Genomic DNA, 13,542 nt, shown 5'->3' with positions numbered 1-13,542 from the left:
CCGAGATGACCATGATCGTTTCACCCCGCGAGTCGCGGGCAACCGCTCCGGCCGCCCGGCCGGCGATCCTGACCACAATCGTCGTTCGCGGCGTCGCCTGGGTCCGGCAGCGGCTTCGGCTGCGGCGGGATACGGCGAAACTGCTGGCGCTCAGCGACCACCTGCTCGCCGATCTGGGCGTTCGCCGCGACCAGATCGGGCTCGTTGCGCGCGACGCCTGCCAATCGGAGCACAGATCGCGGTGACCGGGCCTCAGCCGCCGGCCGTCACCCGCAGCCGGAAGCGGAACTGCAGCGTGCCCTCGCACCACATCGGGAAGTTGGTGCCCCATTTGTTGTTGTGCAGGTTGGTCCGCACGCCGCCGGAGAAATCCGGCAGGCCCGGGGCGAAGGGCATGAAGGGCGAGGCGGCCGGCGCCGCCAGCGGTGCGTCGAGCGATTGAAGATCGAGGACGCTGCCGTCCGCCAAGCGGCCGCGGATGCCGGACACCGCCTGCAGCTGGCCGCCACCCCTTGGTGTGATGCGATCGGCCGGCTGCCACAGCCCCATCTTGCGGAAGTCCCAGCCTTCGACCCCGGCCGGGGTGAAGCCCAAGAAGCTCGCCTCCGGCATCCGGTTCGCCGGCTTGTCGCGCAGCACCAGGAAGAGGTCGAGCCCGCCCCCGGCCGCCACGATCCGCAGCTCCGCCCGGCGCGGGGCGCCGAACATGGCATGCGCCTCCGCCGGCAGGTCCAGCAGCAGCGTCGCCCCCGATCCATCCTGCGCCAGCCCGGCCAGGTGCGGCCGCCAGGCGGCGGAGCGCGCGGTCCGCGCCCGCTCCAGCCCCGGCTTGCCATGGTCCAGCAGCGCCCATTCGAGCCGCTGCGTCAGATAGAACTGCATATGCGCGGCGACGTCGGCCGCGTCATAGCTTTCATAGCCATAGGCGATCACGCTGCCGCCGATCCCCTCCAACATCCGGCCGTCCGGCGCGGTGAGCGTGGCGATGGTCCCGGTCGCCCCGTCGACACCCAGCCGCCAGTCGCCGGCCCGGACCTCGACAGATCCGGCCGCCGTCGTCTCCGCCGCGACCGGGTCGCCCGGCCGCAGCTCGGCCAGGGCCTGCTCCGCCGCCGGCCGGTCGGCCGGGGACAGCGCCTCCACTGCGGCACCGAGATAGCCGCGCTGCTCGGCCCAGGAGCTCTCGGCGAAGCGGAAGCGCGGGTCGCGCTGCCGCGCCGCCTCGAAATCCGGCCGGTCCCAGGCGTCCTCGTCGCGCAGGAAGGTCTTCACGTCGACGCCGCAGGTGTGCTCGGCGACCATGGCCAGGCGCCGGCCGAAGGCCAGGCGGCTCGCGTCCAACCCCTCCTCCGCGAACCGGTCATAGACTCGCTGCAGCGCCAGGAACCGCGCGGTCTTGTCCGGATCGCTGGCGCTGCCATGGATCCAGCTGTCGCCGATCTCGCGGTCCACCACCGGGAAGCGCTCGCGCTGCGGCCAGACCGCGGCAGCGAAATCGTCCAGGGTCGAGGCCCGGATCGTGGCGCCCGGATTTGCTGCCCGCAGCTCGCGATGACATTCCACCGCCGCCGAGATCCCCTGCGGCCCGACATTGTCCGAGGTGTGGGCGAAGCTCAGGCCCTGGTCCATCCCCTCGGGGAAGAAGGTGGCGCCGTAGCTGCTCTGATAGGCCACCAGCACCTCCTCGCCCGACGGCGCGCGCCAGCGGAACAGCGGCGGCACCTCCGGCAGGGTCGAGGCCGCGTTGACGCCAATGTGCAGGAAGCGGATGCCGGCCTCGGCCAGGATCGGCACGATGCCCAGCGGGTGGCCCGGCACGTCGGTCATCTTGGCGGCGACGGTGCTGGTGCCGAAGCGGCGGTCCAGCGCCTGCGCATAGGACAGCCCGGCGCGGAACAGCGCCGGCGACATCAGCTCGGTGTGGGTGGTGAAGGGCAGGCCGTGCCAGCGGATCAGCCCGCGCTCGATCGCCTGCTCCAGCCGCCGCACCTGGTCGCGCGGCTGGGTCTCGAGATGGTCCCAGATCAGCCAGGCGCCGGTGGTCCAGACGAACATGCGCTGCGCCGGATCCTCGGCGAAGAAATGCTCGCCGGTGTCGATCGCGCGCGGGATGAACACCTCGTGGTATTCCCGCCGTACCGTCTCGGCCAGCTGGGTGAAGCCGATGTCGAGATGCGTCTTGAAGACGAGGTGGATCGTCCGGCCGGTCATCGTCTCATCCATGATGGCGTGATGGGTCAGCCCACGGTGCTGCGGACGACGAGCTTGGTGCGGATCGTCTCGACCAGCGGCGGCGCGGCCCGGTTCTGCAGGCGGTGCAGGATCAGCCGCACCAGCGCGGCCACCCGCTCATCCACATCGATCTTGATGGTCGTGAGGTCGTAGCTGCGCCAGGCGGCCTGGTCGATGTCGTCGAAGCCGACGACGCTGACCTCCTCCGGCACCTTCCGGCCCAGGGCATGGCGCAGCGCGTCGAGCGCGCCGAAGGCGCTGACGTCGTTGGCGGCGAACACCGCCTCGGCGCCCGGCCCGCCGCGGAACAGCTCAATGGTGGCGTCATGGCCGCGCTGGTAGCTGAAATCGCCCTCCACCACCGCGGCCGGCGGCAGGCCACGCGCCGCCAGCACCTGCTGCAGCGTGCGCAGCCGCGCCGTGTTGGCCTGGGCCTTGGGGTTGCCGGCCAGATAGGCGAAGAGCCGGCGACCGAAGCCGGACAGAAGAGCCACCGCCTGCTCGATGCCGTCGCGCTGCAGCACCCGCAGGCAGTCGAAGCGGTGCATCCCCGATTCCGGCAGCGGTCCGGGGTCGGCGGCCTCGTTCGGATAGTCGACATAGACCGGCACCGCCTGGTCGAAGGCGCGGTGCAACTGGTCCGGCGGCACGTTCTCGGTGAACACCACCACGCTGTCCGGGTTGTAGGCCCGCATGTAGGACAGCAGCTTCGGGTCCAGGCTGCGGTCGATCCGGGTCTTGAACAGCAGCGTGGCGAAGCCGCGGTCCTGCAGCGCCGTGGTCAGCGCGTCGATCTCGAGGCTTTCCCAGGGGCTGCAGACATGCGGCACGATCACCCCGACCAGATGCGACCGCTGCGTGGCCAGAGCCCGGCCGGCCATGTTCGGGATGTAGTTCATCTCCTCGGCGATGCGCAGCACCAGCGCGCGCTTGTCGGCCCGCAGCGGCGCCTTCGGGTTGAACGCCCGCGAGACCGCGGCGCGCGACACCTTGGCCCGGTCCGCCACGATCTCGGCGATGGATTGTCCCCTGGGCTGGTCCTCTCGTGCCACCTGTGCCTCAACTGAAATCGCTTTCATCCACACTGGGCAGACGGCTTGGGGCTGTCAAGCATGGTTGCGCGGGAATTTGGCTGAATCCCTCGCATCCACGAGTGGATGCGGAGACATCCAAGGATCAGAGCGATCCCGATTGACGGAAAACTGAAAGCGTGTTCACTTCTGCTCGAAGCCGCATCCCGCCTGAAGGATGCGCCGCCATGGGAGGACACAGCGCATGACCGCACATCGCCTGGGGATTCTCGCCGCCGGCCTGCTCGCGACCCTGTCCTGGGGCGCGCCGGCACACGCCGCCGACCTGTCGATCGTCTGCCGCTGCGTCGAGGGCGGCGTGAACACCGAGCTGGCGACCTGGATCAAGACCTGGGTCATCCCGGAATTCGCCAAAAGCCCGGCCGGCGCCGGCAACACCGTGACGCTGAAGAGCTTCGGCGGCACCGATGAGCAGCTGACGCAGCAGCTGGCGCTCGACTTCTCCACCGGCGCCGGGGCCGACGTCTCCAGCTTCGACGGCTTCCTGATCCCCAGCTTCGTCGAGGGCGGCCTGCTGAAGCCGCTCGACGAGATCGCCGGCTCCGAGGTCGATGGCTGGGACGGCTGGCCGCACATCTCGGCCGGCGCCCAGGCGCTGATGTCCTACCAGGGCAAGCGCTACGGCCTGGCCGAGGGCACCGATGTCCGCGTCATCTACTACCGCCGCGACGTGTTCGCTAAGGCCGGGCTGAAGGCCGAGGGCTGGCAGCCGGCCGGCTGGGACGAGCTGCTGACCACCGCCCGCGCCCTGAAGAAGGCCGATCCGGACAGCTTCCCGCTGCAGATCAATGCCGGGGTCTCGATGGGCGAGGCCACCACCATGCAAGGCTACTACCCGCTGCTGCTCGGCGCCGGCGAGGCGCTGCAGGACAAGGACGGCAAGTGGATCACCGGCAGCCCGGCGATCCTGGCGGCGCTGACGCTGTACAAGACCATCTATGTCGACGAGAAGCTGGGCGATCAGCGCGCCCAGCTGCTGGCCGACGGCCGCAACCGCAGCTTCGCCAATTTCCGCGACGGCAAGACGGCGATGCTGGTCGAGGGCGACTGGTTCTACCGCTCGGTCACCGCCCCGGGCAGCGAGTTCGCCGTCGCCGACCGCGACAAGACGATGGGCTGGGCCAAGATCCCGGCCGAGGCCGCGGGCCGCGGGCTGGACGGGCGCGACTTCGTCACCATCTCCGGCGGCACCGGCTTCGTGCTCAATCCGAACACCCAGAACCCGAAGCAGGCCTGGGCGCTGCTGGCCTTCATGAACAGCCAGAAGGCGCTGGCCGCCTATCAGGGCTTCGAGGAGCGGATCCGCATCCGCGACGACGTGCCGGTGCCGAAGTCGACCTTCCTGCAGGACACCGCCAAGGCGCTGATGCCGATCACCACGGCCCGGCCGAACGACCCGAACTACGACAAGGTCTCGGCCGAGCTGCAGCGCATGACCGAGGCCGTGGTCTCCGGCAACGCCACGCCGGAGGAGGCGATGGCGCGTTACGGCGCCGCCGTGAAGAAGATCGTCGGCGAGGCTAACACCGCCAGCAAGAGCTGAGGATGGCGGCACGAGGCCTGCCCACGACACGCGCCACGCTGCTCTCTGCCCGGTCGGGGGCCGCCTTCATGGTCCCGGCCGGGGTGCTGGTCGGGCTGTTTGTCGTCGTCCCGTTCTTCTGGATCATCGCGGTCAGCTTCACCAACCGCACGCTCTTGGGTCGCACCGCGCTGCACCCGGACTTCGTCGGGCTGCAGAACTACCTCTCGCTGTTCGACGCCGGCGCGTTCTTCGCCCCCGGCGAGTTCGGCGCCTCGCTGATCCTGACCGTGCAGTTCGTGCTGCTCTCGGCCCTGATCGGCCAGGCGCTGCTGGGGCTGCTGCTGGCATGGCTGCTGCAGAATATCCATCCGGCCCTGAAGGCCGCTGTCCAGGCGGCGGTGGTGGCGGCCTGGATCCTGCCGGAGGTGGTGATCGGCTTCGCCTGGTTCGCCTATCTCGACCGCGACGCCGGCACGCTGAACGGCATCCTCGGCACGCTCGGCCTGCCACGGCCGGATTGGCTGCTGGAGATGCCGTTCCTGGCCATCGTCGTGTTCAACACCTGGCGCGGCACCGCCTTCTCGATGATGCTGTTCTCCTCGGCGCTGCAATCGATCCCGCCGAGCTATTTCGAGACCGCGAACGTGGTCGGCGCCTCGTCCTGGCAGAAGCTGCGTGACATCGCCCTGCCGCTGATCCGCGGCCATGTCGTGACCGACCTGATCCTGGTGACGATGTGGACCTTCAACGTGTTCACGCCGTTCCTGCTGACCGGCGGCGGCCCGTCCTTCCGCACCGAGATCCTGTCGATCTACACCTACCAGCTGGCCTTCAAGCATTTCGAGTTCGGCCGCGGCGCGGCGGTCGGTGTCGTCATCATGCTGATCAACCTGGCCTTCGCGCTGGTCTATCTCGGCCTGGCGCGGCGCCGCAAGGCCGCGGCGGAGCATTGAGATGGCGCTGCGCCCCCTCCTCCTCCGCATCCTGTTCGCCGGCTTGGCGGCGCTGATCGGCCTGGTCTTCGCCCTGCCGCTGCTGTGGTTCGTGCTGGCACCGTTCAACGCCCGGGCCGAGCTGGGGCTGGCGGTGCCGGACCCGTTCACCCTCGGCAACTTCGCCAAGGCGTTCGAGAACGGCTTCGCCATGCGGGCGCTGCTGAACAGCCTGATCCAGAGCGTCGGCGGCGTCGCCCTGGTCACCGCCGCGGCGACGCTGGCGGCCTATGCCATGTCGCGCGCGCCGGTGCCCGGCAAGGGCCCGATCACCTACCTGCTGCTGCTGTTCTCCTCGGTCGTCTCCGGCTCCGCCGCCATGGTGCCGATCTTCCTGATCGTCAGCGCCATCGGCCTGGTCGACACCCATGTCGCGGTGATCCTGGTCTTCGCCGGCGGCCTGCTGCCGACCGCCATGTTCATCCTGCGCGACTTCATCGACGGGCTGCCGCGCACCTATGAGGAATCGGCGCTGGTCGCCGGCGCCTCGCCGCTGCGCGCCTTCTTCGACGTCGCCCTGCCGGTGATCCGCCCGGGCGTCGTGGTCGTCGCCGTCTGGGCCTTCGTGCAGATCTGGGGCAGCTTCCTGATCCCCTTCGTCCTGCTGCGCAGCGAATCCCGCATGCCGGCGGCGCTGGCGATCTACTCCTACTATTCCGAGGCCGGGACGCCGGTCGTCACCCTGCTCTCCGCCTATGCCGTGGTCTATTCGGCGCCGGTGGTGGCGCTGTATCTCTTCGTCAGCTGGAAGTTCGGGTTCCGATTCTTCGGCGGCATCAAATCATGAGAGACCATCCGACAATGCTACTGGTGCGGCCGTCTGGCGGCGGTTTCTGCGCTTCCGGTGCTCACGGACCCAAACGTCCGCTGCGCGCCGGTTCTCGAAACCACCACCAGCCGACTCACACCAGCGCATTCTCGAATCGTCTCGGCGAGCGGGAGATGTCATGGCGTCGGTGACCTTGGAGCGCGTGCAAAAGGCCTTCGGCGACCTGACCGTGGTGCGCGACATCGACCTCGACATCGGCGATGGCGACTTCGTCTGCTTGCTCGGGCCCTCGGGCTGCGGCAAGACCACGACGCTGCGCATGGTGGCGGGGCTGGAGCAGCCGACCGCCGGCCGCATCCTGATCGGCGGCACGGACGTCACCCGCAAGCCGCCGAGGGACCGCAACCTGTCGATGGTGTTCCAGGACTATGCCCTCTACCCGCACATGTCGCTGGGCCAGAACATCGGCTATCCGCTGAAGGTCCGCGGCGCCCCCGTCGAGGCCCGGCGCGGCCGGACCCAGGAGGTGGCCGACATCCTGCAGATCGGCCATCTGCTGGACCGGCTGCCGTCGCAGATCTCCGGCGGCCAGCAGCAGCGCGCCTCGCTGGCCCGGGCCCTGGTGCACCCGTCCCAGGTCTATCTGTTCGACGAGCCGCTCTCCAACCTCGACGCCAAGCTGCGGCTGGAGGCGCGGGCCTTCCTGAACCACCTGCAGCGCGACATCGGCATGACCGCGATCTACGTCACCCATGACCAGGCCGAGGCGATGGCGCTGGCCACAAGAGTGGCGGTGATGGAGGCCGGCGAGGTGGTGCAATACGCCCCGCCGCTCGAGGTCTATCGCCGCCCGGCGACCACCTTCGTCGCCGGCTTCGTCGGCAACCCGCCGATGAACCTGGTGCCGGTCGAGGCCGTCCTGCATGACGGCGCGGCGCTGCTGTCGGCCGACGGGCTGCAGGCCCCGCCCCTGCCGCTGTGGGACGCCCTGGCCCGGGCGATCGACCGCGGGGGCAAGCTGACGCTCGGCATCCGGCCGGAGCATCTGCGCGTCGCCGGGGACGACGATTGGCATCTCTCCGGCGAGCTGTTCGCCAATGAGGGGATGGGGCCGGAAAGCCTGGTCACGCTGCTGCTGCCGGGCGACCGGCGCGTCACCGCGCGGATCTTCGGCGACGATCCGCTGAGCCTCGGCCGTGACGTCCGGCTCGGCTTTCGGGCCGAGGATGCGGTGGTCTTCGACGCCGAGGGGCGCCGCATCCCCGGCGCGCGGGAAGAGCCGTGACCCAGGCGCTGACCGTCCGGGTGACGGCGACGGAAGGGCCCTACCGTCCGGTGCCGGTCGAGATCCCGCCCGGCACCACCCGGATCGACGTCGCCATGGCCTATGCCAAGGCCGGCGACTGCATCATCGATCTCGGCCTGATGGATCCGCGCGCCACCGCCTTCCCCAGCCCGGCCGGCTTCCGCGGCTGGAGCGGCGGCGCCCGCGACGCTTTCTTCGTCGCCACCGACGACGCCACGCCGGGCTATGTGCCGGGGCCGATCCCCGCCGGGACCTGGACCATCCTGCTCGGTCTCTACCGCGTGCCGCCCAGCGGCGCCGAGGTGGCGCTGACCATCCGCCTCGACGATGCACCGCGCCCCGCCTGGTCGCCCGAGCCGGCGGCCGACGCGCGTCACCCGGCGCCCGGCTGGTACCGCGGCGACCTGCACTGCCACACCCGTCACAGCGACGCCCGCGGCGGGCCGGAGTTGCTGCACGAGGCGGCGCGGCAAGCGGGGCTGCGCTTCCTGGCCGTGACCGACCACAACACCACCACCCAGCGCCGCTATTTCGCGCCACGAAGCAGCCGGGACCTGGTCTTCATCCGCGGCGAGGAGGTCACCACCGCCGAGGGCCACGCCAACGTCTTCGGTGCCGAGGGCTGGATCGATTTCCGGCTGACCGCACCGGCCGATGCGCACCTTCTGGCGGAGGCGGTGCGCCGCGCCGGCGGCCTGCTGTCGATCAACCACGACAAGCCGCCGATCCCGTGGCGGCACGAGCTGCCGGCGGTGGACTGTATGGAGGCCTGGCAGTCGCACTGGTTCGCCGGCAACTGGATCTCGCTGGCCCGCTACGACGAGCGGCTGCGGGAAGGCCGGCGCATCTCCCTGATCGGCGGCAGCGACTGGCACCAGCCGGCGGCGCTGGCCCCGTCCGGCCCGCTCGGCCTCGGCCGGCCGGCCACGGCACTGTGGCTGCCGGAGCTGTCGGAGAGGGCGGTGCTGCGGGCGCTGCGCGCCGGCCACGGCTATGTCACCGAGGCGCCGGACGGGCCGCATCTCGCCGTCACCGCCGGCGGCGTGCCGATGGGCGGCACCCATTCCGGCGGTGGCGACTGGACCGTCGAGGCGGAGATCCGTGGCGCGGCCGGTGACCGGCTGGTCTGGGTCGATGCCGGCGGCACGGTCGCCGAGCAGAAGATCCCGGCGGAGGACTGGACCGCCCGGCTGACCCTGCCCTCGCCCGACCGCTTCCTGCGCGCCGAGATCGTCGCCGCCGCCAGCCGCCCGCGGCTCGAGGCCGAATTCCTGCAGACGCTGGACGGCCGCAGCCTGCCGGCCGGCGTCACCCGCGGCGACATCGCGGCCCAGGAGCTGCGGCGGGCGCTGGGCAATCCGATCTATGTCGGGTGAGGCGGAGCCCTACTCGAACATCCCCTTTGGCGTCTCGCCCTTGAGGAAGGGTTCGATCACCGCCACCAGCAGGTCGGTCTGGCCGATCACCGCGGTGTGCGAGGTCGCCGGCAGCACGGCGAGGCGCGAGGCCGGCAGCGGCTGGCCCATATCGCCCATGCCGCCACCGCCGAGCAGCCGGAACAGCGCCACCGAATGCTCCAGCGTCGCGACGTCGGCGTCGCCGGTGATGATCAGCACGGGGGTCTTCAGCGCCTTGACGTCGGCGCCCCACGCCATCGGCTCCTTCTCCAGCGCGATCAGCTTGCGCACCAGCTCGGGGAAGCCGTCGGGGTTGGCGGCGAGCTTGCGGTACGCCTCGGCGAACACCGGCATGTCGACGAACATCTCCACCGTCATCTGCGGGATGAACTCCCGGAACGCCGGCTGCCAGCCCTCGACGTCATAGGCGACCGAGGCGGCGACGAGCTTGTTCACCCTGTCCGGATGGCGGATGGCCAGCTGCAGCCCGGCCGCGGCGCCCATCGAATAGCCGAACACGTCGGCCTTCTTCAGGCCCACCGCATCCATGAAGGCGGCCACGTCGTCCGCAAGGGCGGGATAGGTGATCGGCCGGTCGATGTCGGTGGTGCGGCCATGGCCCTGGAATTCGAGCGCATAGACCTTGCGGGTCTCGGCCAGCTTCGGGATGATCGCGCCCATCGACGGGATGTTCATATAGGCGCCGTGCAGCACCACCAGCGGATCGCCGCTGCCGGAGACTTCGTAGTAGACCTGCATGCCGTTGACCTCGACGCGGGCACCCGCCGGTGGGCCCTCGGCAAAGGCCGGGCCGGCGACGAGCAGGGCTGCGGCCATCAGGACGGTGCGGATCATGGGACTATCCTCTCCAACACGTGCGGTTTCGCTGACGCTGTCGATAAGACGAAGCACCCCTGCCCCGATGCGACAGCGCCGGGCCGAAATTTTTGCGGTCGCCTCCAGATGGTGATCCGCATTCGCCCGGCACGGCCGGAGGACCGGGATGCGCTCGGGGCGCTCAAGCTCCGCGCCTCGCTGGCCTGGGGCGATCATGTCGAGGAATTGAAGGCGCTACCCGAGGCGCGGCAGGTTCCGGCCGAGCACCTGGCCTCGGTCTTCGTCGCCGAGCTGGACGGCGGGATCGCCGGCTTCGCCACGGTCCTGCCCCGCGGCGACGGCGAGGCCGAGCTGGAGGACCTGTTCGTCGATCCACACTCCTGGCGCTGCGGCATCGGCGCCCGGCTGGTGGCCGAGGCCGAGCGGCGGGCCAAAGCGCTCGGCACCCGCTCGCTGCATGTGATCGCCAGTGAGCGGGCCCACGCCTTCTACGAACGCTGCGGCTTCCGGGTCGTCGGCACGGCCATGACCGCTTTCGCCCCCGCCCCGGAGATGCGGAAGACCCTCGCGCGCTGACCGCCAGCCCAGCCGGCTACACCAGGGCCACGCCCACCGCCGTATTGATCACGTCCCGGACCGCGCCGATCACCGCATTGATGATATCCTGGATCTCCTTCAGGATACGGTTGGCGAATCTGACGATCACCGAGGCCGCCGCGTCCAGCAGCGCCGCCACCTCGACATCCGCGATGTCCTTCGTGAAGGTGCCATCGGCGAGCCGCCCCCCGGTCACGGCGAGGCTGCGGGCGATCGACGCCATAGTCGGGATGACATGCTGCTCGATATCGGCGACGACACCCCGGAACGAGAGTTCGGCCTGCCCGGTCAGGGCGGCCAGGATTTTCCGCGTCGCGCTATCCAGGCGAGAGTTCGGCATGGGATTCACTCCTCACTCATTGCCCAGCGGCTTGATGTCTCGCTCAGCGCCAACGAGTTCGTTGAGGCTGATGGCGACTGCACTGACGAGCGGAGCGTCGCTTTGCCCGGGCGATAGGATGTTGAAGATCGGCGGCGCCGAGAAGAGGGTCGTGCAAAGCGCCAGCTTCGCCGATCGATTGCATCGCAGCTGGTGCTGGCTTCGCAGCCGCTCCATGTTGTTCTGAGCGAGCCGCACCAGGATCGTGATGCAGCTGGCGTTGTCTGCCTCTCCCTGCGCGGACGCTGCGGAGATCGACTGCGCGATCTGATCCCCCAGGGGGAGCTGGGCCTTCTTTGCCGCCTCCAACGCACGGCCGCAGGGAACGCCGCCGCTCAGGCTCTCCGAACGCATCCGGATCACCGCCAGGCGCGCTTCGAAGTCGGCATATTGGAAGGCGTGCTCGTCGTAGTAACCATTCGGTGTGCCGGCGACCATCTGCATCTCCGCCACGAACCGGAAGAAGTCGGACTGCAGGGCGCTGGCCTGGATATCGATGTCGCTGCTGTATGGCGCCGTGAGCTGGACCGTGCACCCCGCGACAAGAGCGATCGCCACGATGCCCATCAGTAGGCGGCGCACCCTTGCAGCCAGGCATGCGGAGAAAGCGAATTGTGAATTTCCCATCGATCTCTCCCGAATTCATTTTCGGTCGTCAAATAAAATTTTGATAAATCGCTATCATTAGAATAAAATTCAGCGATTAAACAAATCGATCTCTGGATCAGCAAGAGAAGATAATTTACCTAGAGAGTATTTTTGATCACGCCGATGAAGTTGCGTCGCCCGTCCTTGATTCGTCCCTGGGAATCCAGCTTGTATGTCGTCCGGGTCACCGCCTGTGAAACGTTTCCGCCGATGACGTCGACTTCGCCGTCGCGGATCGCGGTGACGATGTCGGAATGGCTGCAGAAGCTGCCTGCCGTGCCCTCGCGGATCTTCTTCAGCTCCCTTCTGGCCTCGGCGAAGGTCGATGGCGGTGTGCGGCAGTCATCGCCGGTCCGGCTCGCCCAGAGGAGATCGCCGATGCCGGGCGCGGTGACGCCGGGATTCTCGACCGAGAGCCCCGGGAACCGTCCCGAATCGATCTTCGAGACGTAGATCGAGTGGTTCTGGTGGGAGGGAAAGCGCTCGCCGGAGCCAGCCTCGATGAAGCAGAACGAGATGAAAGCCGCCGACCATGCCGGAGGATCCCTGCCATCCCGATCGATGTCGATCGACTGCCAGTAGTCTCCGACGAAGGTGAAGAACGGAGAGTCTGCCTCCATGTTGCGGCTGGCAAACCCCGCCCGGCCACCGTCGATCGCGACGCGTGGTCCGCCCCAACGATCCCATTCCGTTCGCGCCACCCTGGCCAGATCGTCAACGAAGGCCATTCCCACCTCCCCTCAGACGAAGTCGCCCACCGAGCGAGACCATGTCCGTGCCTCTAGCTTTACCCGCCGGGTCTCGAGCGCGGCCTTCAGGTTCTGCACGCGCTGGGGCTCTCCGTCGCCGCCGACCTCGAGCAGGGCTTCGAACGGCTTTCTGGCGCGGAGCGCCGCCTGCAGATCGTCGAAGCCAGCGCGTCCCTGGTGCCTGACATCCATCACGATGCAGCACTGGTCGGCGCCAACGCCGTCCAGCCTCAGCCGCCGGTCCGCTTCCTTCACGAGGCGACGGGCCGTATTGATCATGTGCTGCACCTGCAGCAGCCGCACATCCGGGTGGTGGCCGGTCCAATGGATCAGCTTGGCCGCGGCGATGACCTCGGCGTCCTCGACATCGTCGAGCGTGGGGTTGAGGAAGAGCTGCAGCGGCTCAGTCGAATCCGAGTCCTCCAGGGGGACGATCCTCGCCTCCTCGACCTTGACGATGCGTCCCCCCTGGACCTCGAGATTCGGGAAATAGTCCTCGACCTCGGGCCGCTGCAGCATGTCACGAAACCAGCGGACGAAATCGCCGTCCGGGACATGAGCGGCAAACTGCCCGAACCCGAAAGTGAACCGCGCGCGATCGAAGGTGTTCAGCGAGATAAAGCTCTGCCCTTCGCAGATCGCCGTCGGTTCGATGAAATCGCACCAGAAGGGATGGACGGCCTCGAAGTCCCTGGCCACGTAGAGGAGCTCTCTGGCCTCCTCCGATCCGAAGAAACCGCGGTCGTTCGACAGCCCGAACCGCTCCACGCCGGTATTCCTGTTGCGGAACCGGACCTTCGAGCCGATTGCGAAGGCTTTGCCGCTGTCGGCCCGCGCCGAGAAATGCCTGCCGTCGCGCATGATGTCGAAATGAATGGCCATGAGGCCCCCCGAATGCGCAAACCCAATGAATTCTGAATGCATCGGCATCGGCTCAGCAGCCACAGAAAAGACTGCCGACGATAGCCAAACCTTTTCATATATTATATGCGGCCAGCAACAAGATTACCAGCAGGCATA

At 68.6% G+C, this 13,542-nt stretch carries 14 protein-coding genes; 7 read left to right on the top strand and 7 right to left on the bottom strand.

Annotation, left to right across the window (positions count from 1 at the left end):
• Window positions 1–5: 5 nt before the first annotated feature.
• Window positions 6–245 (top strand): YjiS-like domain-containing protein, encoded by a 240-nt coding sequence (locus tag QFZ27_RS07050; protein ID WP_429225385.1) that lies wholly within the window; start codon window positions 6–8, stop codon window positions 243–245.
• A gap of 7 nt (window positions 246–252) precedes the next feature.
• On the opposite strand, the gene QFZ27_RS07045 is transcribed toward QFZ27_RS07050, so the two are convergent.
• Together QFZ27_RS07045 and QFZ27_RS07040 are read right to left on the bottom strand one after the other, a co-directional pair.
• The gene (locus QFZ27_RS07045) at window positions 253–2,211 is read right to left on the bottom strand and encodes a DUF5054 domain-containing protein (protein WP_429225384.1); all 1,959 of its coding nucleotides are present in this window, start codon (window positions 2,209–2,211) and stop codon (window positions 253–255) included.
• 26 nt (window positions 2,212–2,237) lie between these two features.
• Window positions 2,238–3,284: a LacI family DNA-binding transcriptional regulator gene (locus tag QFZ27_RS07040; protein WP_429225383.1), complete on the bottom strand. Its 1,047-nt coding sequence runs from the start codon at window positions 3,282–3,284 to the stop codon at window positions 2,238–2,240.
• A gap of 223 nt (window positions 3,285–3,507) precedes the next feature.
• On the opposite strand from QFZ27_RS07040, the gene QFZ27_RS07035 reads away from it, so the two are divergent.
• The 5 genes from QFZ27_RS07035 (at window position 3,508) to QFZ27_RS07015 (ending at window position 9,291) form a co-directional block, all read left to right on the top strand.
• Window positions 3,508–4,866 carry an extracellular solute-binding protein gene (locus QFZ27_RS07035; RefSeq protein ID WP_429225382.1) on the top strand — a complete coding sequence of 453 codons (1,359 nt, stop codon included), beginning with the start codon at window positions 3,508–3,510 and terminating at the stop codon, window positions 4,864–4,866.
• 2 nt (window positions 4,867–4,868) lie between these two features.
• The gene (locus QFZ27_RS07030; protein WP_429225381.1) at window positions 4,869–5,801 is read left to right on the top strand and encodes a carbohydrate ABC transporter permease; all 933 of its coding nucleotides are present in this window, start codon (window positions 4,869–4,871) and stop codon (window positions 5,799–5,801) included.
• A gap of 1 nt (window position 5,802) precedes the next feature.
• Entirely contained in the window at window positions 5,803–6,627 is an 825-nt protein-coding gene (locus QFZ27_RS07025; protein WP_429225380.1) for a carbohydrate ABC transporter permease, read from the top strand.
• Window positions 6,628–6,787: 160 nt separating this feature from the next.
• Entirely contained in the window at window positions 6,788–7,894 is a 1,107-nt protein-coding gene (locus tag QFZ27_RS07020) for an ABC transporter ATP-binding protein (RefSeq protein ID WP_429225379.1), read from the top strand.
• The gene (locus QFZ27_RS07015; protein ID WP_429225378.1) at window positions 7,891–9,291 is read left to right on the top strand and encodes a CehA/McbA family metallohydrolase; all 1,401 of its coding nucleotides are present in this window, start codon (window positions 7,891–7,893) and stop codon (window positions 9,289–9,291) included. Before QFZ27_RS07020 ends, QFZ27_RS07015 begins: the two co-directional genes overlap by 4 nt.
• A 9-nt stretch (window positions 9,292–9,300) precedes the next feature.
• Here QFZ27_RS07015 and QFZ27_RS07010 read toward each other — a convergent pair whose 3' ends face one another.
• A complete protein-coding gene (locus tag QFZ27_RS07010; protein ID WP_429225377.1) occupies window positions 9,301–10,167 on the bottom strand; it encodes an alpha/beta fold hydrolase in 867 nt (288 codons plus the stop codon).
• A 108-nt stretch (window positions 10,168–10,275) separates the two neighbouring features.
• Between QFZ27_RS07010 and QFZ27_RS07005 the strand changes: the two genes are divergently transcribed.
• Complete coding sequence (locus QFZ27_RS07005) at window positions 10,276–10,725, top strand: GNAT family N-acetyltransferase (protein WP_429225376.1); 450 nt, start codon at window positions 10,276–10,278, stop codon at window positions 10,723–10,725.
• 16 nt (window positions 10,726–10,741) lie between these two features.
• Here QFZ27_RS07005 and QFZ27_RS07000 read toward each other — a convergent pair whose 3' ends face one another.
• The 4 genes from QFZ27_RS07000 to QFZ27_RS06985 form a co-directional block, all read right to left on the bottom strand.
• Window positions 10,742–11,086: a hypothetical protein gene (locus QFZ27_RS07000; protein WP_429225375.1), complete on the bottom strand. Its 345-nt coding sequence runs from the start codon at window positions 11,084–11,086 to the stop codon at window positions 10,742–10,744.
• A gap of 12 nt (window positions 11,087–11,098) precedes the next feature.
• Window positions 11,099–11,752: a hypothetical protein gene (locus QFZ27_RS06995; RefSeq protein ID WP_429225374.1), complete on the bottom strand. Its 654-nt coding sequence runs from the start codon at window positions 11,750–11,752 to the stop codon at window positions 11,099–11,101.
• A gap of 119 nt (window positions 11,753–11,871) precedes the next feature.
• Window positions 11,872–12,501: a DUF2272 domain-containing protein gene (locus QFZ27_RS06990; RefSeq protein ID WP_429225373.1), complete on the bottom strand. Its 630-nt coding sequence runs from the start codon at window positions 12,499–12,501 to the stop codon at window positions 11,872–11,874.
• A gap of 12 nt (window positions 12,502–12,513) precedes the next feature.
• On the bottom strand, window positions 12,514–13,404 hold the full coding sequence (locus QFZ27_RS06985; RefSeq protein WP_429225372.1) for a hypothetical protein: 891 nt from the start codon (window positions 13,402–13,404) through the stop codon (window positions 12,514–12,516).
• Window positions 13,405–13,542: the final 138 nt, after the last annotated feature.

Source organism: Inquilinus ginsengisoli (assembly GCF_050434925.1).
Taxonomy (GTDB): domain Bacteria; phylum Pseudomonadota; class Alphaproteobacteria; order DSM-16000; family Inquilinaceae; genus Inquilinus; species Inquilinus ginsengisoli_B.
Note: the sequence above shows the minus strand (reverse complement) of the source record. Positions and strands in the feature narration are given on the sequence as shown.

Bases quoted from the DNA above. Each gene is read 5' to 3' on its own strand.
- QFZ27_RS07005 (WP_429225376.1), top strand. From the start codon at position 10,276: ATGGTGATCCGCATTCGCCCGGCACGGCCGGAGGACCGGGATGCGCTC.
- QFZ27_RS07000 (WP_429225375.1), bottom strand. From the start codon at position 11,086: ATGCCGAACTCTCGCCTGGATAGCGCGACGCGGAAAATCCTGGCCGCC.
- QFZ27_RS07010 (WP_429225377.1), bottom strand. From the start codon at position 10,167: ATGATCCGCACCGTCCTGATGGCCGCAGCCCTGCTCGTCGCCGGCCCG.
- QFZ27_RS07020 (WP_429225379.1), top strand. From the start codon at position 6,788: ATGGCGTCGGTGACCTTGGAGCGCGTGCAAAAGGCCTTCGGCGACCTG.
- QFZ27_RS07035 (WP_429225382.1), top strand. From the start codon at position 3,508: ATGACCGCACATCGCCTGGGGATTCTCGCCGCCGGCCTGCTCGCGACC.
- QFZ27_RS07045 (WP_429225384.1), bottom strand. From the start codon at position 2,211: ATGACCGGCCGGACGATCCACCTCGTCTTCAAGACGCATCTCGACATC.
- QFZ27_RS07030 (WP_429225381.1), top strand. From the start codon at position 4,869: ATGGCGGCACGAGGCCTGCCCACGACACGCGCCACGCTGCTCTCTGCC.
- QFZ27_RS07025 (WP_429225380.1), top strand. From the start codon at position 5,803: ATGGCGCTGCGCCCCCTCCTCCTCCGCATCCTGTTCGCCGGCTTGGCG.
- QFZ27_RS06995 (WP_429225374.1), bottom strand. From the start codon at position 11,752: ATGGGAAATTCACAATTCGCTTTCTCCGCATGCCTGGCTGCAAGGGTG.
- QFZ27_RS06985 (WP_429225372.1), bottom strand. From the start codon at position 13,404: ATGGCCATTCATTTCGACATCATGCGCGACGGCAGGCATTTCTCGGCG.
- QFZ27_RS07050 (WP_429225385.1), top strand. From the start codon at position 6: ATGACCATGATCGTTTCACCCCGCGAGTCGCGGGCAACCGCTCCGGCC.
- QFZ27_RS06990 (WP_429225373.1), bottom strand. From the start codon at position 12,501: ATGGCCTTCGTTGACGATCTGGCCAGGGTGGCGCGAACGGAATGGGAT.